Below are 19,424 nucleotides of genomic sequence, written 5' to 3'. Positions count from 1 at the left end.
TTTGGCAGGTATGCACGTTAGAGTCGCCCGTACCCACATTGACTCCCTGTTAGCGTGCCGTTGGTCAGCTACCTGCCACCGGGCACGGCCCTCCTGCATCGGCCCAGCGTTTGAACCGGGTGACGAAGATATCGTGGGGCACCGGTACCGGCGCGCGATTGCCGCCGGGGTTCCAGCCCCACAGCACCAGCTTGTCGTCGCTGACGTGCTTGATCAGCGCGGCAAAATCCCGATCGCCGTTGCTGGAGCGATCCTTGATCATCGCGCACAGCCGATCGGCTGGCAGGCCAATCCAGGCCATCCGCTGCGCTGCTGGCGGCAGGCTCCAGTGCGGCGCCCCGGGTGGCGCGTGCGGACCGTAACTGGCCGGCGAATTGCTTTGGCCATGGCAGGTTGCACAGGGCAACCCGGCCGAGCCCTTGCCGTCCATGCCCCGCACGACATTCATGGCGTGGGGCACGCCAGCATCGAATTGCAGCGGCGAATCCCCGGGAATGTGGCAGTTCTGGCAACGGGGGCTCTGGAAGACCTTCTGCACGGTGTCGAACGCCTGCAAGGCATCGTGGTCATCGGCGAGCACGTGGGATGCGTAGGCGACGAGAAGGACCAGGATCACCGCACCAAGCAACCAGTGATGTCGTTTCATCTCACACCCCCGACAGCTGCAAGGGCAGCTCCCGCAGGCGCTGCCCGGTCAAGGCAAACACCGCGTTGGCCACCGCCGGTGCCATGGGTGGCACACCGGCCTCGCCGATACCACCGGGTTTGTCGCTGCTGGGCACGATATGCACTTCGACCACCGGCATTTCGTTGAGCCGCAGCACCTGATAGTCGTGGTAGTTGGACTGCACCACCTGCCCGTCCTTGATCGTCAGCTTGCTGCGCAAGGCAAAGCTCAGGCCAAAGGTAATGCACGATTCCATCTGCGCGGCGATGCTCTGCGGGTTGACCGCAATACCGCAGTCCACCGCACACACCACCCGGTGCACGCGGATGGCGAGGTTATCCTGTGACACCTCGGCCACCTGGGCCACGTAGCTGCCGAACGACTCATGCACCGCCACACCCAGCGCATGGCCGTCCGCCAGCGGCGCCGTCCAGTTGGCCTTCTCCACCGCGAGGTTCAGCACACCGAGGTGGCGCGGATGGTCCTTGAGCAAGGTACGCCGATACTCCACCGGATCCTTGCCGGCCGCCGTGGCCAGCTCATCGATCAGCGACTCCATGACAAACGCGGTGTGGGTGTGTCCCACCGAACGCAGCCACAACACGCTGATGCCGGTTTTCGGTGAGTGCAGTTCGATCTGGTGATTGGCCAGTCCTTCGAAGTAAGGGCTGTCGGCTACGCCTTCGACGGAGGTCTTGTCGATCCCGTCCTTGACCATGCTCGCTTCGAGCGAGGTCCCGGCCATGATCGACTGCCCGACCATCACATGCTTCCAGGCCAGCGGCATACCGTCGGCGCCCAGCCCGATATGCGCATGGTGCAGGAACGCCGAGCGGTAATAGCCGCCACGGATGTCGTCTTCCCGCGCCCACACGGTTTTCACCGGTGCACCGGCGGCCTTGGCGACATACACCGCTTCGCTGACGAAATCCGACGTCGGATTGGCCCGGCGCCCGAAGCCGCCGCCGAGAAACTCGGTATGGATCTCGACCTGTTCCGGTTTGAGCCCGGTGATTTTCCCGGCGACCATTTGGTCCAGGGTCTGGAACTGGGTGCCGGTCCAGATTTCGCACTTGTCCTGAGTGATGCTCACCGTGCAGTTCAGCGGCTCCATCGGCGCGTGGGCCAGATAAGGCACGCTGTATTCAACGTCGATTTTCTTGGCCGCTTTCGCCAGCGCAGCCTGGGTATCGCCCGCCTGACCGGCGTTCATGCCGGGAGTGGCAGCGAGTTTGCGGAAGTTTTCCAGCAGCGCCCGGCTATTGAGCCCGGCATTCGGCCCCGGGTTCCACTCGATTTTCAGCGCATCGCGCCCCAGCTTCGCCGCCCAGAAATGATCGGCAATCACCGCGATGCCCGTCGGCACTTGCACCACTTTGTGCACACCCGGAATCGCCAGCGCTTCGGCGCCTTCAAAGGATTTGACGCTTCCGCCGAAGGTGGGTGAACGGGCGACCATCGCGGTCATCAGCCCGTCAAACTGCACGTCCATGCCGAACTTCGCCCGGCCGGTGATTTTTTCCGGTGTGTCCAGGCGCCTGGTGGGTTTGCCGATCAGCCGCCAGTCCTTCGCGTCCTTGAGTTTGATCGAGGCCGGGTCCGGCCGTGGCAACTGCCCGGCGTCATCGGCCAACTCGCCATAGGTGGCACGGTGCTCACCGGCAATGACCACCCCCGATTCGGTATGAATCTCGGAAGGCGCAACGTTGAAACGCTTGGCCGCCGCGTCGATCAACATCAAGCGTGCCGCCGCGCCGGCCTGGCGATAGCGGTCGAACTCCATCCAGGTCGAGGTCGAGCCCCCGGTGATTTGCATCCCGCCAAAGCCAGGCAGGCCGTAATCGGCGGCCGAGGCCGGGGAATGCTCGACGCGGATTTTCGTCCAGTCGGCGTCCAGCTCTTCGGCGATCAGCATGGTCAGGCCGGTCCAGATGCCCTGGCCCATTTCCGAATGGCCGAGCAACACGGTGACGCTGTTGTCGTTACCAATGCGCAGGAAGGCGTTGGGTGCAAAGACGTTGCCCTGGTTCTCCGCGCCCATGGCGAATCGGTGGGCACCGGGCATGGCAAACGCCACCACCAGCCCACCGCCCAGCACGGCACTGCCCTTGAGAAAACCACGACGCGATAACGCGTTGATGCTGTTCATGGCGCAAGCTCCCTTAAACCCGGCCTCAACCCAGCTCGGCGGCGCGTTTGACCGCTGCGCGGATCCGCGGGTAAGTGCCGCAACGGCAGATGTTGCCGGACAGCGCCTGATCGATGTCGCTGTCGGTCGGTTGCGGAATTTTCGCCAGCAACGCCGCCGCCGACATGATCTGCCCGGACTGGCAGTAGCCACACTGGACCACATCGATCTCTGCCCAGGCTTGTTGCACCGGGTGCGAGCCGTCGACAGACAGGCCTTCGATGGTGAGAATTTTCTGCCCTTGGGCCACGGCCGTGGCCGGTGTGATGCAGGAGCGCAGCGGAGCGCCATCGACGTGCACGGTGCAGGCCCCGCACTGGGCGACGCCACAGCCGAATTTAGTGCCAGTGAGGTGGGCGACATCGCGCAAGACCCAGAGCAGCGGCATGTCGGCGGGGACATCCAGCTCCTGATCCTGGCCATTGATGTTCAGGGTGAGCATGGCGCGGTTCCTCAGACTCAGGGTGATCTGAAGGGGCGTCGCTGCGGCCTTGTAAACCTGCGCGCGCCTCGGGCTATCCCTTCAGCTAAGCGCAAATTTGCCGGCAGGCCGTGGCGCATCGACCACCGGTCATGAAAAAGCCGCCTCGAAGGGCGGCCCTGAAGGTCTTCGCTAGAGCCTCGGCCCCAATAAAATGCCGGTGTAGCGCCAGACAAAAACACCGAAAGCGCTACACCACAGCAACGCCGACAGCGCCAACCCCTGACCGGAAAACGGCACCAGCCACACTCGAAACGCACCCGCCAGCAACAACAGGGCAAACCCCGCAACGATCGCCTTTGACGGCTGCAACAAGCGCCCGGTATGCCCCAGGCTGACCCGCGCGATCATCGCCAGAACCAACCCGCCGATACCGCCGACGGCCAGCGAATGGGTGGCCAGGCTTTGTTGCGGCATCCAGCCCAAGTGCCACAGCGCCATGGCCAACGTCGCCACCGCGAGCCAGGCGTAGGCCAGGTACAGCGACCACAACAGCGGCACGCGCCACAGGCCACGATCATGCCAGCGCCACAATCGCAGCAGATGCAAACCGCTGATCAACGCAAACAACAGCGCCAGCCATACACGTGGGACGTCATTCAAACCGGCGGCAAAAGACACCGCCGCCAGCATGGCGCTGATCAGCAACACCTTGCCCGGCAACGGATGGGCCGCAGGCGCTGCGGGACGGTTCAAGCCGCGCTGGATAAAGAACGGAATCACCCGCCCGCCGATCACGCTCATCAGCGCGCCCACCAGCCACAAGGCAGCCAGCACGCCATGGCGTTGCAGATTGGCGTCATCAACGGCGAACCCCAGCAACGTCAACGCCTGACACCCGGCCAGCAGCATCACCATCAACAGAATCGGATAATTCTCGCGCTTGCCCGCGGCCAGCAGGTCGCGCCCCAACCCCCACGCCAGCAACGGCAGAAACGGAACCTGCAAGGCCAGCAGCAAGGGCGCCGGTATCGGCAGGCACCAGGCCAACCGTGCCAGCAGCCACACCAGCACCAGGCCGATCAGCGGCCAACCCCTGAGCCCCGGCCGACCGGTCCAGTTGGGCACCGCCGTCAGCAGGAACCCGGCAATGATGGCCGTGGCAAATCCGAAAGGCATTTCGTGCCGATGCCAGGCGAGCATGCCGCCCACCGGTTGCGCACCGGGCAAGCGGCCGTACAGCCACAAGGCCCAGATCGCGATGGCGAGGGCCGCGAACCCGGCCCCAGCCAGAAAGAAGGGTCGAAAGCCCAGGCTGAAGACCGGTGCAGCCGCCAGTTTGCGCATCAAGCCAACACCCCGATCCGGGCCTGACCCAGCTGATGCTGGGACAACAGGCGCATGACATAGCCGATTTTCAGCAAGGTCGGGCCAATAATGGTCATGGCGTGCATGGCCACCAGCACGGTGATCGCCAGATGGCCGCCGTAGAGATAGGCACCGTAAATGCCGGCCAGCAGCATCGCCAGGCCCGCGCCGAGCACACGGTTCGACAGTTGAAGAACGTTCTGGGGGTTGCTGAAGAAGTTGAACATTATGCGTACTCCTGAAGGCGTTCAGTTGTACGTTTACCTGATCAAGTCCCGTGCCAGGTTTTTGCCTCTTTAAATCCAGGCAGTTGCGCGCATACGAGTCATAAAGACCCACCACACAAATAGTCCGTTTGACCCCATACAGAGTCATTATGACTACAAGCCAGCAACACCGTTGCAAATTTGTCGATCTACGGTACGGCCAGACGAGCAGAGCCTGACTACGCTGAAAGTCCGGAACATGCGTTACCTGCAGAGGAGTTGGCACCATGCTACGCGTACAAAAACTCACGCCCTGCCTGTGGTTCGACGATCAGGCCGAAGAGGCGGCGAAATTCTATTGCTCGATCTTCGACCACTCGAAAATCACTGCCGTCACCTACTACGGCCACGCCGGTTTCGAGTTCCATGGCCGGCCGGAAGGTTCGGTCATGACCGTCAGCTTCGAGCTCGACGGGCAGAGTTTCACCGGCCTCAATGGCGGGCCGTTGTTCACGTTCAGTGAAGCGGTTTCGTTTCAGGTCAATTGCCTGAGCCAGGAAGAAGTCGACCATTACTGGGGCAACCTGTCGGCCGGTGGCGTGCCCGAGGCCCAGCAATGCGGCTGGCTCAAGGACAAGTTCGGGCTGTCGTGGCAGATTGTCCCCGTCGCGATGATGGACATGATCAAGGACCCCGACACGAAAAAATCCCAACGGGCCATGCAGGCGATGATGCAGATGAAAAAACTCGATATTGCGACGTTGCAGCGCGCCTTTGACGGCGAGAGCTAATACACTCGGGCGCTGACCTGCCGAGGAGTGAGCATGAAGCACGCCGTTGCCAAGAACGCCGACAAGGCCCCGCGCTTCTGGCGCGATGATGCCCTGCCCTTCATCGAAGCCCGCGCCATCGCCGACGGGCGCGAAGTCTGCTACACCCGGCACGCCCACGAGCACTTTTCCATCGGGGCGATCACCGCCGGGCGCAGCACCTATCTCCATGAGCAGTCGGCTTTCGAGGTCAGCGTCGGCACGGTGGTGCTGATGAACCCCGGCGACGTCCACGCCTGCAACCGGATCGAAGACCAACCCTGGTCGTACCTGATGCTGTACGTCGATACGCCGTGGCTGACCGATTTGCAGCATCAGCTCGGGTTCAGCGATGACGCGGCGTTTCGCCGCTTTTCCCTGACCCACACCCGGGACGCCCAGCTGTTTGCCGGCCTCGCGGCCTTGTATGAGGTGCTGGTCGATCCACAGCAAGACGTGCTGCGCAAACACAGCGTGGCCGTGGAATTCTTTACCGAGGTTCAGCTACGACTCAACCCGGCCGACCAGCCGCTGCGCGAACCCAACTTCAAGCTGGAGCGCGCGGCCGACTACATCCGTGACCACTGCACGCAAACCCTCAGGCTCGAAGACATTTGCGAGGCGGCGCAACTGTCACCGTCCTACCTGATCCGCGCCTTCAAACAGTATTACGGCATGACGCCCCACGCGTTCCTGGTGAACCGGCGCATCCAGTTCGCCCAGGATCAATTGCGCAGCGGCAAGCTGATCGCGGACGTGGCACTGGAAGCGGGGTTCGCCGATCAGGCGCATTTTCAACGGGCGTTCAAACAGCATTTGGCGGCGACGCCGGGGCAGTATCGGGGGTGAGGCAACACAATGCCTCCTGGCAAAGATGCTCTTGAATCTGACTCTCCCCTGTGGCGAGGGGGCTCGCCCCCGTTCGGCGGCGCAGCCGTCGTAAATCCTGCAAGCAATGTATGCCTGAAAGAATGCCGGGGGCCGCTTCGCAGCCCAACGGGGGCAAGCCCCCTCGCCACAAAGTACTCTCTCGCCACAAAACCGTGGTGATTGCCGTTACGGCAAAAACAGATACACCGCACTCACCACCAGCAGCAACGCCATGGCGCGATTGAACAGGCGCATACCCGCCGAATTATTCAGAAAACCGCGCAAAAACGTCCCGGCATACGCCCAGCAACCGACCGACACATAACAGATCACCAGATAAATCGCCGCGAACTGCCAGACCAGGCGTGCCTCGCCATCGGCGACAAACGCGCCCATGCCGGCCACGCAGGCCAGCCAGGCCTTGGGGTTGAGCCATTGCATGATGGCGCCATACAGCATTGACGGCGCCTGGGCCGATTCACTGGCCTGCACCTGCCCATTGTCGGCCGCCAGCTTGAAGGCCATGTACAACAGAAAGGCCACCCCCGCCCATTGCACCACCTGGGTCAGCGCCGGCCAGCGCTGCAACAACTCATGCAGGCCCAGGCCCATCAGCACCAACAGCAAGACAAACCCCAGGGTTGCCCCGGCCACGTGACGCTGGCTGGCCCGGAAACCAAACCGTGCGCCGGAGCTCAACGCCACGATATTGACCGGCCCCGGCGTGATGGAAGCGACCAGCGCAAACGCCGCCATGGACATCATCAGACTCATTGCACACCTTCTTCCATCGAATTGAACAAGGCCCTCAAGGTAAAGAGCCGAGCCGCTCGCGTATTGAAGAAAACTGCCCTGCAGCGCTATGAGTAATAACCAACGACGTTTTTAACCTTGCCCAGGGCAACCCGCAGCGAATCCATGTCCACCGAACCCAACGCCAGGCGTATCGCGTGTGGCACATGAGCCGATATCGCAAAGGGCTCGGCCGGCGACACCGACACCTGCTCGCGCATCAGCGCCATGGCGATCTGGTCGGCCCGGGCGTCTTCCGCCAATGGCAACCAGATGAAGTAGGAATTCGGGTGACTGATGGTCCTGAGCCCTGCCAGTACCTCGCGGGCCAGGGCTTGCCGGGCCCGGGCGTCCGCGCGTTTTTGCGCCTCCAGTTGGCTGACGGTGCCATCGTCGAGCCAAGCCGTGGCGATGGCGGTCATCACGCCCGGGGTGTTCCAGGTGGTCGCCATGATGGTGCGCTCGAAGGCGGCGACCCAATGCGCGGGTGCGGCGATGAAGCCAACACGCAGCCCGGTGGCGACATTCTTCGACAGGCCGGACACGTACACCGTCCTTTCCGGCGCCAGCTCTGCCAACGGTGGCGGTACGTTTTCGGCCAGGAACGCGTAGGCCGCGTCCTCGATGATCGTCAGGTCATGCCGGCGCGCAATCGCCACCAACTGCTCGCGCTGATCGAGGTCCATCACCCAGCCCAAAGGGTTGTGCAAAGTCGGCATCGAGTACACAGCCCGTACCGATCGGCTGCGACAGAGTTTTTCCAGGGCTGGCAGATCAGGCCCGGTATCCGTGACCGGAATCGGCAAGACTTCCAGATGCAGGGTTTCGGCCAGGGTCTTGAAACCGGGATAGGTCAACGCATCGGCGGCGATCACGTCGCCAGGCTTGAGCAGCGTCATCATCGCCACCGCCAGGCCATGCTGGGCGCCGCTGACGATCAACACCTGTTCGGCCGGCACGCTCAGCCCGCGGTCAAGCAGATGGCGCGCGACCGAGGCCCGCTCGTGCAGGCGTCCCGCGTGGGGCTGATAGCGCAGGAGGGATTCCAGGTCACCGGACAATGCCAGTTGACGCAAGGCCGTGCGCAACAGGTCGGCCTGACCGGGCAATGACGGGTAGTTGAAGTTCAGGTCGATCATCCCCGCCGCCACCACGTGCTGCGAGATGCCCTGCCCCGGCGGCAGCGAGGTTTCCCTGACAAAGGTCCCGCGTCCGGTTTCGCCGCTGACCAGGCCCATGCCCTCCAGCTCGGCATACACCCGGCTGGCGGTGACCAGTGCCAAACCATGCTCTGTGGCCAGTTGCCGGTGAGTCGGCAGGCGCGTGCCGGGCGGCAAACGCCCGGAACGGATGTCGGCGGCAAAGGCATCCACCAGCGTCTTGTAGCGGGATCGAGGCATGTCGAGATGTATCCATGACAATTTTTTGATTGTATCGATAGTCGCTCATACGATGAGTTTCGTGCAATCAGACAATGAGCGAGAGCCAAATGGAACGGACCTCGAACTTGCAACACCGGACGCTGGAAAACAGCACCAGCGGCTGGATCAACGGGCTGATCGGCGTGGTGATCTTCAGCGGCTCGCTGCCGGCGACACGGGTGGCGGTGCTGGAGTTTGATCCGGTGTTCCTGACGGTCGCGCGCGCGACCATTGCGGCGATCCTGGCGCTGTGCCTGCTGTGGTTATTCAAGGAAAAACGCCCGGCGCGCCAGCAACTGATACCGCTGATCATCGTTGCCCTGGGCGTGGTCATCGGTTTTCCCCTGTTGACCGCGCTGGCGCTGCAATACGTGACGTCCGCGCACTCCATCGTCTTCGTCGGCCTGTTGCCCCTGGCGACAGCGGTGTTCGGCGTCCTGCGCGGCGGCGAGCGGCCACGGGCGGCGTTCTGGATTTTCTCGGTGCTGGGCAGCCTGCTGGTGGTCGGGTTTGCCCTGTCGCAGGGCCTGACCGCCTCCCCCCAAGGCGACATTCTGATGCTGCTGGCGATCCTCGCCTGCGGCCTGGGTTATGCCGAAGGCGCGAAACTGTCGCGCACGCTGGGTGGCTGGCAGGTAATCAGCTGGGCGCTGGTGCTGTCGTTGCCGGTCGTGGCCGTGCTCAGCTGGATGCGCATGCCGGCTTCGTTCACCGGCATCAGCACGCCGGCCTGGTTCAGCCTGGCTTACGTCTCGCTGTTCAGCATGCTGATCGGCTTCGTGTTCTGGTATCGCGGCCTGGCCCAAGGGGGCATCGCCGCCGTTGGGCAATTGCAGCTGCTTCAGCCGTTTTTCGGGCTGACCCTGGCCGCCACCTTGCTGCATGAACAGGTCAGCGTAGGCATGCTGGGTGTCACCGTCGCCGTGATCCTCTGCGTCGCCGGGGCGAAAAAGTTCGCCAGATAGCCCCGTGTACGGTGGTTTGCGCCCATGACTGTATGGGTCTGGCCAAGGGTAAGCCGTGATAGAAATAGCGCTCTTGCTACAGGAGCCCACCATGGACCTCGCCACCCTCACCCTGTTTCTGCCGGCCTGCTTCGCCCTCAACATGGCACCCGGCCCCAACAACCTGCTGTCGGTCAGCAATTCGACCCGCTATGGCTACCGCACCGCGTGTGTGGCCGGCATCGGCCGGTTGCTGGCGTTCGCCGGGATGATTGCCCTCGCCTCGGCGGGGCTGGCGGTGGTGTTGCAAACCTCTGAGCTGCTGTTCTACGCCCTCAAGATCCTCGGCGCGGCCTACCTGTTCTACCTCGCCTGGCAATTGTGGCGCGCCGATCCAGGTGTCGAAAACGTGGTCACCTCAGCGCCCGTGGGCACGCTGGCGCTGGCCCGGCAGGAATTCCTGGTCGCGGCCGGCAACCCCAAGGCCATCCTGATATTCACCGCGTTCCTGCCGCAATTCGTCGACTCGACCCACGCCATTGCGCCGCAGTTCGTGGTGTTGGGTGCGTTGTTTCTGGTGTTGGAATGGATCGCCATCGGCGCTTACGCCTACATGGGCCTGCACATGCGCCGCTGGTTCGCCAAGCCGTCGGGAAAGCGGATGTTCAACCGTTGCTGCGCGGGGTTGTTGTCGGCGGCGGCTTCGGTATTGCTGATGGCCAGACGCGCCTGATCCTGTAGGAGCATTGCGAAAATCGGAAATTCACTGTCGATTCTCCGGTGGAGGTCGCCCGTGCCGCGATCTATGCTGCGCCCATGAACCTACAAAAAACGCTGCTTCCGCCCCGCGCCGAGATGGTTCGCGCCATGCTCGAACGAGACACTTCCTACGAGGGGGTGTTCTTCACGGCAGTCAAGACCACAGGCATCTTCTGCCGCCCCGGTTGCACCGCCCGCAGCCCGAAGCCTGCGAATGTCGAGTTCTTTGCCAACGCCGAACAATGCCTGGCGGCGGGCTATCGCGCCTGCCTGCGCTGCAAACCGCTGGACACCGCCGCCAGCGCGCCGGACTGGGTGCAGACACTGTTCAAATCGGTAGACGCCGACCCGGAGCAGCGCTGGACCGACGCCCAACTACTGGCCGAAGGCATCGAACCGCTGAAACTGCGTCGCTGGTTCAAGCAGCATTTCGGCATGACCTTCCACGCCTGGCTGCGTGCCCGGCGCCTGGGCATGGCGTTGGGCGGGATCAAACAGGGTGACTCCATCGATGACGTCGCCTTCGATTCCGGCTACGAGTCCCTGAGCGGATTTCGCGATGCCTTCCAAAAGTCGTTCCACATCACCCCGGGCCGCGCGGCCAACAGCGAGCCGCTGTTGTTCACGCGCCTGACCACGCCGCTGGGGCCGATGATCGCCATGGCCGAACGGCGCGGGCTGGTACTGCTGGAGTTTCTCGACCAGGCCTCGCTGAATCCTGCGGTCGAAGCGCTGCAAAACCGTTTTGGTTATGCCGTGGCACCGGGGCACAACGCGCATTTGCAGCAGATCGAAGCGCAATTGTCCGCGTATTTCGCCGGCACGCTCACTGAGTTCAGCGTGGCCTTGCACATGCCCGGCAGCGAGTTCTCCCGTCGGGTCTGGGCTGAGCTTGCGAAGATCCCCTACGGCCGGACCACCACCTACGGCGCCATCGCGGCGAGCCTGGGCAAGCCCGGTGCCAGTCGGGCGGTGGGCCTGGCCAACGGGCATAACCGCTTATCGATTGTCGTGCCCTGCCACCGGGTGATCGGCGCCGACGGCTCGTTGACCGGCTACGCTGGAGGCCAGCCGCGCAAGGCGTTTATGCTCAGGCTGGAAAACGCCGCGGTGCAGCTCACGGAGCCATTGGCGCTCTGATCCCCCCACAGATTTTTCATAAGGAAGGAAACTCGATGGACAGGCTCGACAATCAACTGCACCAACTGCATCACGAAGGTTTGCTGATCCTCACCAACGTCGCCGATGCCGCCGGGGCGCGCTTGGTGGAGCAACTGGGTAACAAGGCCGTGGCCACCAGCAGCGCGGCGGTGGCCTGGGTGCATGGCTACCCGGACGGCAACACCTTGCCCCTTGAGCGCCTGGTCTCGACGGTCGAGTCGATTGCCCGGGTCATTTCGGTGCCGCTGACCGTGGACATCGAAGCCGGTTATTCCGATGACCTGGAACGGGTGGCCCAGGTGGTTGAGGCGGTGATCGCCGCCGGTGCGGTCGGGATCAATATCGAAGACGGCTCCGCGCCACCGGAGTTGCTGGTACGCAAGATTGAGATCGCGCGCCAGGTGGCCGACCGACGCAACGTGAACCTGTTTATCAATGCGCGCACCGATGTCTACCTGCGGGGTCTGGTGCCCGCCGAAGATCGCGTCGCCGAAACCCTCAGGCGCGCTGCGCTGTATCAGGCGGCCGGTGCCAATGGCCTGTTTGCCGCCGGCGTTACTGCGGAGTACGAGATCAAGGCACTGTGCCAGGGCACCTCGCTGCCACTGAATGTGCTGGGGTTCCCGGGCCTTCCGTCGCCCGAAGCGCTCGAGGCACTGGGCGTACGCCGTCTGAGCGCGGGTTCGGGCATCGCCGAGTTCCTCTACGGTGCCATGGCCGGCATCGCCAAGAGTTTTCTGCAAACCGGCAAGTTCGATAGCCACGACCTGAAGGCTTTGACCTATGGCGAAGTGAACGCCCTGCTGAAACCGTCCGGGAAAGCCTGAGCCCATGTCCGACGGCTATCAGGCCGCCAGTGCCTTCCTGGCGGCCATCGATGACGACTGGTGCCGCCACATCGACGCCATCGGCCCGTGCCTGCACCAGCCGCATGCGGCGCGTGACCCGTATGAGTCGCTGGTGCGGGCGATTGCCTATCAGCAACTGCACGCCAAGGCCGGCGATGCGATCGTCGGCCGGCTGCTGGCGCTGTTCGGTTCGGATTCGTTTCCCCGGCCTGAACAGATCGTCGCCACGGATTTCGACCGACTGCGCAGTTGCGGGTTTTCCGCGAGCAAGATCGCGACCATCCAGGGCATCGCCCAAGCGTCGCTGGACGGCGTGGTGCCGGACTACGCCACGGCGCTGGCCATGGACGATGAAGCGCTGATCGAGCGCCTGATCACCTTGCGCGGTGTGGGCCGCTGGACCGTGGAGATGCTGCTGATCTACAGCCTGGAACGCCCGGATATCCTGCCGGCAGATGATTTTGGCGTGCGAGAGGGTTATCGACGGCTCAAAGGGCTCGAGGTGCAGCCGACGCGCAAGCAGATGATCGAGATTGGGTTGGCGTGGAGCCCTTATCGGACGGTGGCGTCGTGGTATTTGTGGCGGGTGCCCAACAAATAAACCGCGTTATCGTTCATCGCGAGCAGGCTCGCTCCTACAGGTCTTATGTCGAACACAAAACCTGTAGGAGCGAGCCTGCTCGCGATGGCGTCCTTACCAACATCACACAGCCAAAGCCAATCACAACCCCGACTTCAACCGACTGAACGCCCTGATCAGCGCCCGGTTGAACGCCTTGCCATTGTCATTCTTGCTGTACAGCGAAGCCCTGACCGCAGCCGTCGGATACGTCCCCGGATCATTGCGAATCGCCGGGTCGACCAAGCTGTCCGCCGCCGTGATCGCATTGGCGTAATGGATGCTGTCGGTGATCGGCGCGATCACTTCCGGGGTCATCAGGTAGTCCATCAATGCCAGACCGGCCTTCGGGTGCGGCGCATCCTTGGGAATGACCATGGCGTCGAACCAGATCAGCGTGCCCTCCTGCGGAATCCGGTACTTGAGCGAATACGGCTTGCCCGCCGCCTCGGCCTGGCCCGCCGCAATGGCCACGTTGCCGTTCCACGACATCGCCACGCAGGTGTTGCCGTTGGCCAGGTCGCTGATGTTCAGGTCGTTGTCGAAGTAGCGAATGTACGGCCGAATCTTCGCCAGTTGCTGTTCGGCCAGCTTCAGGTCATCGAGGTTCTGGCGGTTGATGTCCAGGCCCATGTACTTCATGACCGCCGCAAACACTTCGTTGGGATCGTTGAGCAGGCTGACCCCGCAATCGGCGAATTTCGAGACCACGGCCGGATCGAACAGCATCGCCCAACTATCGGTCGGCGCGTCGGGCAGGCGCTGTTTCACGGCCTGCTCCTGATAACCCACGCCCGTGGTGCCCCAGGCGTAGATCCCGGCGTAGCGGTTGCCCGGATCGAACACCGCCATGTGCTGGCGGAACTCCTCGCCGACGCCGGCGAAATGCGGCAGTTGCTGCTTGTCGACCGTCTGCACCGCGCCACTCTCGATGGCCCGGGACAGATGCTGCCCCGCCGTCAGCACCAGATCGTAGCCACTGCGGCCGGTCAGCAGCTTGGTCTCGACGGTTTCCAGGGAGTCGAAGTGGTCAGCCACCACATGGATGCCGGTTTTCGCTTCAAAATTCTTCAAGGTGTCCGGGGCCAGGTATTCGCCCCAGATGTACAGGTTGACCACCGGCTTGGCGGTGTCGGCGGCCTGCACACACAGGGGTGCAAGCACCAGCAGTACTGCTTGAGTCAGTTTGTGCATGCCCACTTTTACACTCCTTTGCCAGCGTACTGCGGCATGGTGATACACGCGACGTTGCCACCACCGAGGAGGATTTCCCGGGAGTTTTCGATGCCGACGGTGCTGTGTTTCGGGAACAGCTCGGCCAGGGTCGCCAGCGCCACCTTGTCGTTGCGATCACCGAACAGCGGCACCACGATGGAACTGTTGCCGGCGTAGTAGTTGATGTACGACGCGCAGATCTTCGTCCCGGCCTGACGGGAGTGGGTGCTGTCCTGCTGGTCCAGGCCTTCGGCTTCTTCGGCGGTCCACTCCAGCACATCCGGCTGCGGCAGCTTGTGTACGATCAACTCGCGACCACGACTGTCGCGGGTGCTGCGCAGGATGTCGTAGGCCTCCTGATAGATTTCCCACTGCGGGTCGTCGCGGTTGTCGGTCCATTGCAGCACTACTTCACCGGGGCGCACGAAACACGCGAGGTCATCGACGTGTCCATCGGTTTCGTCGAACTTGCAGCCCCGTGGCAGCCAGATCACTTGCTCGGCACCCAGGTAATCGGTCAGGCGACGGGTCACTTCGTCCTTGCCCAAGTGCTGGTTGCGGTTGCGGTTGAGCAGGCATTGCTCGGTGGTCAGGATGCTGCCCTGGCCGTCGCTCTGGATGCCGCCCAGTTCGGCGATCAACGGCGCGCGGTAGCGGTCGAAGCGTTCGATTTCGAGGATCTTGCTGGCAATCTGGTCGTCCTTGTCCCACGGGTAATACAGGCCGCCGTCGAGGCCGCCGTAGGCGTTGAATTCGAAGTCGACGCCGCGCACTTCGCCGCTCTGGTCATTGACCACGAAGCACGGACCGCTGTCGCGGAACCAGGTGTCGTTGCAGGTCATTTCCACCACGCGCACTTGCGGCGGCAACTGGCGGCGCGCGGTGGCGAACTGTGCCGCCGAGGCGCACACCGTGACCGGTTCGCTCATGGAAATGGCGGTGACGATCTGCACCCAGACTTTCTGCGCAGGCTTGGCACCGTTGCGCCAGACATCGGTACGCTCTGGCCAGCCGAGCCAGCAACCGGACTTGGCTTCGAATTCGCCGGGCAGACGGAAACCGTCCAGTTTGGGAGTGGTGTCGAGCAAACGGGCCATGGTCAAACCTCTTCAGCAGGGATTGGAATGACCACAGGCTAAGGGCGTTGGCGACTGGCTCACCAACGATGATTATTTCGGAATACTTGAATCTAACTCATCAATCGAGCAACTGATCGTTGAACCATTCCAGCATCTGCGCCACCGCCGGACGCTCCAGCCGCACACGCTCGCACACCAACGCATATTGACCCAGGGCGGTCATGCTCGAGGTGAACGGCCGCACCAGCCGACCACTGAGCAAATCTTCCTGGGCCGTCAGGTTGTCGCCCATGGCCACGCCCTGCCCTTGGGCCGCGGCCTCCAGTGCCAGCCCGGCATGGGCGAAATACAGTTGCCGGTCGGGGCGCTGGTCGCCGGCATGACTGGTGAGCCACGCGGTCCAGGTCTTGCCGTCCTGGTCGTCGTGCAGCAGACAGTGGCGGGCCAGGTCCTTCGGGGTTTTCAGCGTGCCCTGGTTGAACAGGCCGGGGCTGCACACCGGGAAGAACTGCAACGCCGGCAGCGGCCGGACGAAATACGCGGTGCTGTCCACCGGGCCGGTGCCGTAGGTGATCGCCAGGTCGATGTCTTCTCCGGGCGCCGTGGCGTCGATCGGCTGTTCGTACAGATGCAAGGTAATGTGCGGGTAACGCGCGTAGAAATCCGTGAGCCGGCTCATCAACCACTTTTGCGCCAGCTCGGCGGTGACCGCCAGACGCAATACCGCCAGGGATGAAGGGTCGCGCAGTTCATCGCAGGCATCACCGATCAGTTCGAAAGCCTGCTGCAAGCTCTGCATCAGGCGCCCGGCGGCCAGGGTCGGGCGAATCTGCCGGCCTTCGCGCACGAACAGCGGCACACCGAGCTGCTCTTCAAGCTGGCGGATCTGATGGCTGACCGCGCTGTCGGTGACACACAACTCAGCCGCCGCCCGACCGAAATGGGCGTGGCGGGCGGCGCATTCGAAGGTTCGCAGGGCTGCCAGGGAAGGTAATCGTCGCATCAGGTCATGTCCCGGTTTCGAGGCGGCCATGCTGACTTGGCCTTTGGTGGGCGTCCAGTGGGACCGCGTTATCGTTCATCGTCGGGCTTGCTCGCGAAGGCGTCGGCACTATCACTGCAAATCTTCTAGGCTGAACGGGATCACTCAAGCCACCGGAGCCCCCCATGCAACTCGAAGGTTCCTGCCATTGCGGCGCGGTGTCGTTCAGTTTGACCAGCGCCCACCCCTACCCTTACCAGCGCTGCTACTGCTCGATCTGCCGCAAGACCCAAGGTGGCGGAGGCTATGCGATCAACCTCGGGGGCGATGCCGCCAGCCTCCGGGTTCGCGGGCGCAAGCACATCGCGATCTACCATGCACGGCTAAAGGAAGAAGGCGACAAACGCGCCCACAGCAGCACCGCCGAGCGGCATTTCTGCTCAGTCTGCGGCTCGGGTTTGTGGCTGTTCAGCCCTGAATGGCCGGAATTGATTCACCCGTTCGCCTCGGCCATCGACACGCCGCTGCCAGTGCCGCCGGAGCATACGCACCTGATGCTTGGTTCGAAGGCGACGTGGGTGGAAGTCCAAGTCCTGCCCGGTGATAAACAGTTCGACGAATATCCCGAAGAGTCCATCGCCCAATGGCATGAACGGCTGGGTTTGAGCCGTTCATGACTGGGTGGTGCGGGATTACGCCGCTACTGGCACACCGCTATGAAAACGGAATTCCACGTCCGGCGACTCGATCAGATCCTGCTCGGCGGCGCGGACCTTGTCGATCACCTGGGCGATGTCCTTGGCGTCGCCGTACTGGTAGGCCAGTTTCAGGTAACCCTGGAAATGCCGGGCCTCGCTCTTGAGCAGACCGAAGTAGAATTTGCCCAGTTCTTCGTCCAGATGCGGCACCAGCGCTTCGAAACGCTCGCAACTGCGGGCCTCGATGAACGCCCCGACCACCAGGGTGTCCACCAGCTTCACCGGTTCGTGACTGCGTACCACCTTGCGCAGCCCCGACGCGTAACGCCCGGCGGACAGCTGGCGCAGTTCGACCTTGCGCCGTTTCATCAGGCGCATGACCTGTTCGTGGTGCACCAGCTCTTCCCGGGCCAGGCGCGACATCATGTTGATCAGATCGACGTGGGAGTGATACTTGGCGATCAGGCTCAATGCAGTACTGGCGGCCTTGAATTCGCAGTTCTTGTGGTCGATCAGCAGGGTTTCCTGATCGGCCAGCGCGGCCTGGATCCAGCCGTCGGGGGTGCGGCAGCCAAGGAACTCGTGAATTTCGGGAAGGATCATGGGGCTCACGGAAAAATAGGTTCAAAACGAAGGGCGCCGATTATACCGGCCTGCCCGCAGACCACCAGTCGCCAACCGTTGATATGCATCAAGTCCCCGAATCGCAGACAGCAACTATAGTTGTGCAACGCCGTGCTTTTTTATTTTCAGGAGATCGCGCACATGCAAGCCGTTCGCAGCATTCTGGTGGTCATCGACCCCGAACATTCCGAAAGCCTGGCGCTCAAACGGGCGAAGTTGATCGCCGGTGTGACCCAGGCACAGTTGCATCTGCTGGTGTGCGACCCCAAGCATGATCACAGTGGCATGTTGGGTGTGCTCAAGGCCGCTTTACTGGAAGACGGTTACAACATCACCACTGAGCAGGCCTGGAATCAGAGCCTGCATCAAACCATCATCGATGTGCAGCAAGCCGAAGGCTGCGGTCTTGTGGTGAAGCAGCACTTTCCCGACAGCGCACTGAAAAAGGCCCTGCTGACACCCGAGGACTGGAAATTGCTGCGCCAATGCCCTTCCCCGGTACTGCTGGTGAAAACCGCTGATTCATGGAAAGACAAAGTGATCCTGGCAGCTGTCGACGTCGGCAACACCGACCTCGAACACCGCCACCTGCACGACACCATCATTGATCATGGCTATGACATCGCCACCCTGGCCAAGGCCCACTTGCACGTGATCAGCGCCCACCCGTCGCCGATGCTGTCGTCGGCCGACCCGACGTTTCAACTCAGCGAAACCATCCAGGCGCGCTACCGCGAGCAATGCAAGTCGTTCCAGGCGGAATTCGACATCGACGATGATCACCTGCACATTGAGGAAGGCCCGGCGGATGTGCTGATTCCGTTCATGGTGCACAAGTTGCAAGCGGCGGTGACGGTGATCGGTACCGTGGCCCGTAGCGGATTGTCCGGGACCTTGATCGGTAATACGGCGGAAGTGGTACTCGATGCGGTGGAGAGCGATGTGCTGGTGCTCAAACCGACGGAAGTGGCGGATCATCTTGAGGAAATGGCCGACAAGCATTGAAGCCGAACATGCTTTTGTGGCGAGGGGGCAAGCCCCCTCGCCACATATCAGCAGCTCAGCCGCCAAAGGAGTCTTTCAGAAACCCCGGCGCAATATAGCGCTGGTAATGGGCCTCGGAAAGCAGGAAAAACTCCCGATCAATGGCATCGCGCAATTCCGGCAGGTTCCAGTCGCGAAACTCCGGCAGCAACACCATCCCGTAGGCTTCCAGGTTGTTGATCACCCGCGCGCCCCGGGCGATCAACTGGTAGGCCCAGCAATATTCCGACTGATGGGGCACGAAGCGGATCTTGCGTTGCTCCAGCTGCATTCTCAGCAGTGCCGGATCGAAAATTTCCACCTTGGCGGCCATCACCTGCGACAGCAACTGCTCAAGACGCAGCCATACCGCGCGTTTTTCTTCCTCGTTGTAACCGTTCCAGTGGATCACTTCGTGGTGGAAACGCTTGCAGCCACGGCACACCAAGTCACCGTAAACAGTGGAGCAGAGGCCGACGCAGGGTGTCTTGATGGTCTGATTGGGCATAGATAGGCAAAACGCGAAAAAGCAGAACAGGCCGGCATGTTAGCCCTTTGTCGGCCATTGATCACCCCTCAAAGTTCAGGGCCTATGGAGAATCGGGCTCTGGTGAGCGCCACCACCAAAGTCCAATAAACACTGACTTACCTTTAATTTTTTTTTGCCGTAGAATCAGCCTGCCTTTTTAGGCGCCAATGTCCGTTAGAAGCTGTTTTCAAAGCGTCACGA

General features: G+C 62.4%; 21 protein-coding genes. 9 read left to right on the top strand and 12 right to left on the bottom strand.

Translation table 11 applies throughout. The annotated features are described in order from the left end of the window. Positions 1–64: 64 nt before the first annotated feature. The 5 genes from KGA85_RS05855 to KGA85_RS05835 form a co-directional block, all read right to left on the bottom strand. Positions 65–646 (bottom strand): hypothetical protein, encoded by a 582-nt coding sequence (locus tag KGA85_RS05855; protein WP_223458084.1) that lies wholly within the window; start codon positions 644–646, stop codon positions 65–67. A gap of 1 nt (position 647) precedes the next feature. Continuing rightward, entirely contained in the window at positions 648–2,816 is a 2,169-nt protein-coding gene (locus tag KGA85_RS05850; protein ID WP_223542972.1) for a xanthine dehydrogenase family protein molybdopterin-binding subunit, read from the bottom strand. A 25-nt stretch (positions 2,817–2,841) separates the two neighbouring features. Beyond that, a complete protein-coding gene (locus KGA85_RS05845) occupies positions 2,842–3,297 on the bottom strand; it encodes a (2Fe-2S)-binding protein (RefSeq protein WP_223458088.1) in 456 nt (151 codons plus the stop codon). Between the two features lie 171 nt (positions 3,298–3,468). Further along, on the bottom strand, positions 3,469–4,623 hold the full coding sequence (locus KGA85_RS05840) for an NnrS family protein (RefSeq protein WP_223458090.1): 1,155 nt from the start codon (positions 4,621–4,623) through the stop codon (positions 3,469–3,471). Continuing rightward, positions 4,623–4,871: a transmembrane sensor/regulator PpyR gene (locus KGA85_RS05835; protein WP_223533574.1), complete on the bottom strand. Its 249-nt coding sequence runs from the start codon at positions 4,869–4,871 to the stop codon at positions 4,623–4,625. The genes KGA85_RS05840 and KGA85_RS05835 overlap by 1 nt, the downstream gene beginning before the upstream one ends. A 266-nt stretch (positions 4,872–5,137) precedes the next feature. On the opposite strand from KGA85_RS05835, the gene KGA85_RS05830 reads away from it, so the two are divergent. Both KGA85_RS05830 and KGA85_RS05825 read left to right on the top strand, forming a co-directional pair. Beyond that, positions 5,138–5,641: a VOC family protein gene (locus KGA85_RS05830; RefSeq protein WP_223458094.1), complete on the top strand. Its 504-nt coding sequence runs from the start codon at positions 5,138–5,140 to the stop codon at positions 5,639–5,641. A gap of 33 nt (positions 5,642–5,674) precedes the next feature. Next, entirely contained in the window at positions 5,675–6,508 is an 834-nt protein-coding gene (locus KGA85_RS05825) for a helix-turn-helix transcriptional regulator (protein ID WP_223537565.1), read from the top strand. Between the two features lie 207 nt (positions 6,509–6,715). Here the strand turns inward: KGA85_RS05825 and KGA85_RS05820 are convergent, their stop codons facing one another. Further along, a complete protein-coding gene (locus KGA85_RS05820; protein ID WP_223542971.1) occupies positions 6,716–7,303 on the bottom strand; it encodes a LysE family translocator in 588 nt (195 codons plus the stop codon). 86 nt (positions 7,304–7,389) lie between these two features. Next, the gene (locus KGA85_RS05815) at positions 7,390–8,721 is read right to left on the bottom strand and encodes a PLP-dependent aminotransferase family protein (RefSeq protein ID WP_223458100.1); all 1,332 of its coding nucleotides are present in this window, start codon (positions 8,719–8,721) and stop codon (positions 7,390–7,392) included. An 89-nt stretch (positions 8,722–8,810) separates the two neighbouring features. Here KGA85_RS05815 and KGA85_RS05810 point away from each other — a divergent pair, with 89 nt between their 5' ends. From KGA85_RS05810 to KGA85_RS05790, 5 genes are all read left to right on the top strand, one after another. Next, positions 8,811–9,707, top strand: coding sequence for a DMT family transporter (locus tag KGA85_RS05810; RefSeq protein WP_223458103.1), 897 nt, complete (start codon positions 8,811–8,813; stop codon positions 9,705–9,707). 91 nt (positions 9,708–9,798) lie between these two features. Further along, positions 9,799–10,419 carry a LysE family translocator gene (locus KGA85_RS05805; protein WP_223458105.1) on the top strand — a complete coding sequence of 207 codons (621 nt, stop codon included), beginning with the start codon at positions 9,799–9,801 and terminating at the stop codon, positions 10,417–10,419. Between the two features lie 83 nt (positions 10,420–10,502). Then, complete coding sequence (locus KGA85_RS05800; RefSeq protein ID WP_223533573.1) at positions 10,503–11,585, top strand: bifunctional transcriptional activator/DNA repair enzyme AdaA; 1,083 nt, start codon at positions 10,503–10,505, stop codon at positions 11,583–11,585. A gap of 35 nt (positions 11,586–11,620) precedes the next feature. Further along, a complete protein-coding gene (locus KGA85_RS05795) occupies positions 11,621–12,433 on the top strand; it encodes an isocitrate lyase/phosphoenolpyruvate mutase family protein (protein WP_223533572.1) in 813 nt (270 codons plus the stop codon). A 4-nt stretch (positions 12,434–12,437) separates the two neighbouring features. After that, entirely contained in the window at positions 12,438–13,055 is a 618-nt protein-coding gene (locus KGA85_RS05790) for a DNA-3-methyladenine glycosylase family protein (RefSeq protein WP_223458112.1), read from the top strand. A 120-nt stretch (positions 13,056–13,175) separates the two neighbouring features. On the opposite strand, the gene KGA85_RS05785 is transcribed toward KGA85_RS05790, so the two are convergent. From KGA85_RS05785 to KGA85_RS05775, 3 genes are all read right to left on the bottom strand, one after another. Next, positions 13,176–14,273, bottom strand: coding sequence for an extracellular solute-binding protein (locus KGA85_RS05785; RefSeq protein ID WP_223458114.1), 1,098 nt, complete (start codon positions 14,271–14,273; stop codon positions 13,176–13,178). A 2-nt stretch (positions 14,274–14,275) separates the two neighbouring features. Next, complete coding sequence (gene aguA, locus KGA85_RS05780) at positions 14,276–15,385, bottom strand: agmatine deiminase (RefSeq protein ID WP_223542970.1); 1,110 nt, start codon at positions 15,383–15,385, stop codon at positions 14,276–14,278. A gap of 100 nt (positions 15,386–15,485) precedes the next feature. Continuing rightward, entirely contained in the window at positions 15,486–16,370 is an 885-nt protein-coding gene (locus KGA85_RS05775; protein ID WP_223458118.1) for a LysR substrate-binding domain-containing protein, read from the bottom strand. Between the two features lie 164 nt (positions 16,371–16,534). On the opposite strand from KGA85_RS05775, the gene KGA85_RS05770 reads away from it, so the two are divergent. Continuing rightward, a complete protein-coding gene (locus tag KGA85_RS05770; RefSeq protein WP_223458120.1) occupies positions 16,535–17,026 on the top strand; it encodes a GFA family protein in 492 nt (163 codons plus the stop codon). A 15-nt stretch (positions 17,027–17,041) separates the two neighbouring features. Here KGA85_RS05770 and KGA85_RS05765 read toward each other — a convergent pair whose 3' ends face one another. Further along, positions 17,042–17,650, bottom strand: coding sequence for a tRNA-(ms[2]io[6]A)-hydroxylase (locus tag KGA85_RS05765; protein ID WP_223458122.1), 609 nt, complete (start codon positions 17,648–17,650; stop codon positions 17,042–17,044). Between the two features lie 162 nt (positions 17,651–17,812). Here KGA85_RS05765 and KGA85_RS05760 point away from each other — a divergent pair, with 162 nt between their 5' ends. Further along, on the top strand, positions 17,813–18,676 hold the full coding sequence (locus tag KGA85_RS05760) for a universal stress protein (RefSeq protein WP_223458124.1): 864 nt from the start codon (positions 17,813–17,815) through the stop codon (positions 18,674–18,676). A 55-nt stretch (positions 18,677–18,731) separates the two neighbouring features. Here KGA85_RS05760 and KGA85_RS05755 read toward each other — a convergent pair whose 3' ends face one another. Beyond that, positions 18,732–19,202 (bottom strand): DUF1289 domain-containing protein, encoded by a 471-nt coding sequence (locus KGA85_RS05755; protein WP_223458126.1) that lies wholly within the window; start codon positions 19,200–19,202, stop codon positions 18,732–18,734. Positions 19,203–19,424 lie beyond the last annotated feature (222 nt).

Origin of the sequence: Pseudomonas sp. GL-B-12, from assembly GCF_019955895.1 — a bacterium.
Taxonomy (GTDB): Bacteria; Pseudomonadota; Gammaproteobacteria; order Pseudomonadales; family Pseudomonadaceae; genus Aquipseudomonas.
The sequence above is the reverse complement of the archived record's forward strand: the minus strand, read 5'-3'. Positions and strand labels throughout refer to the sequence as shown.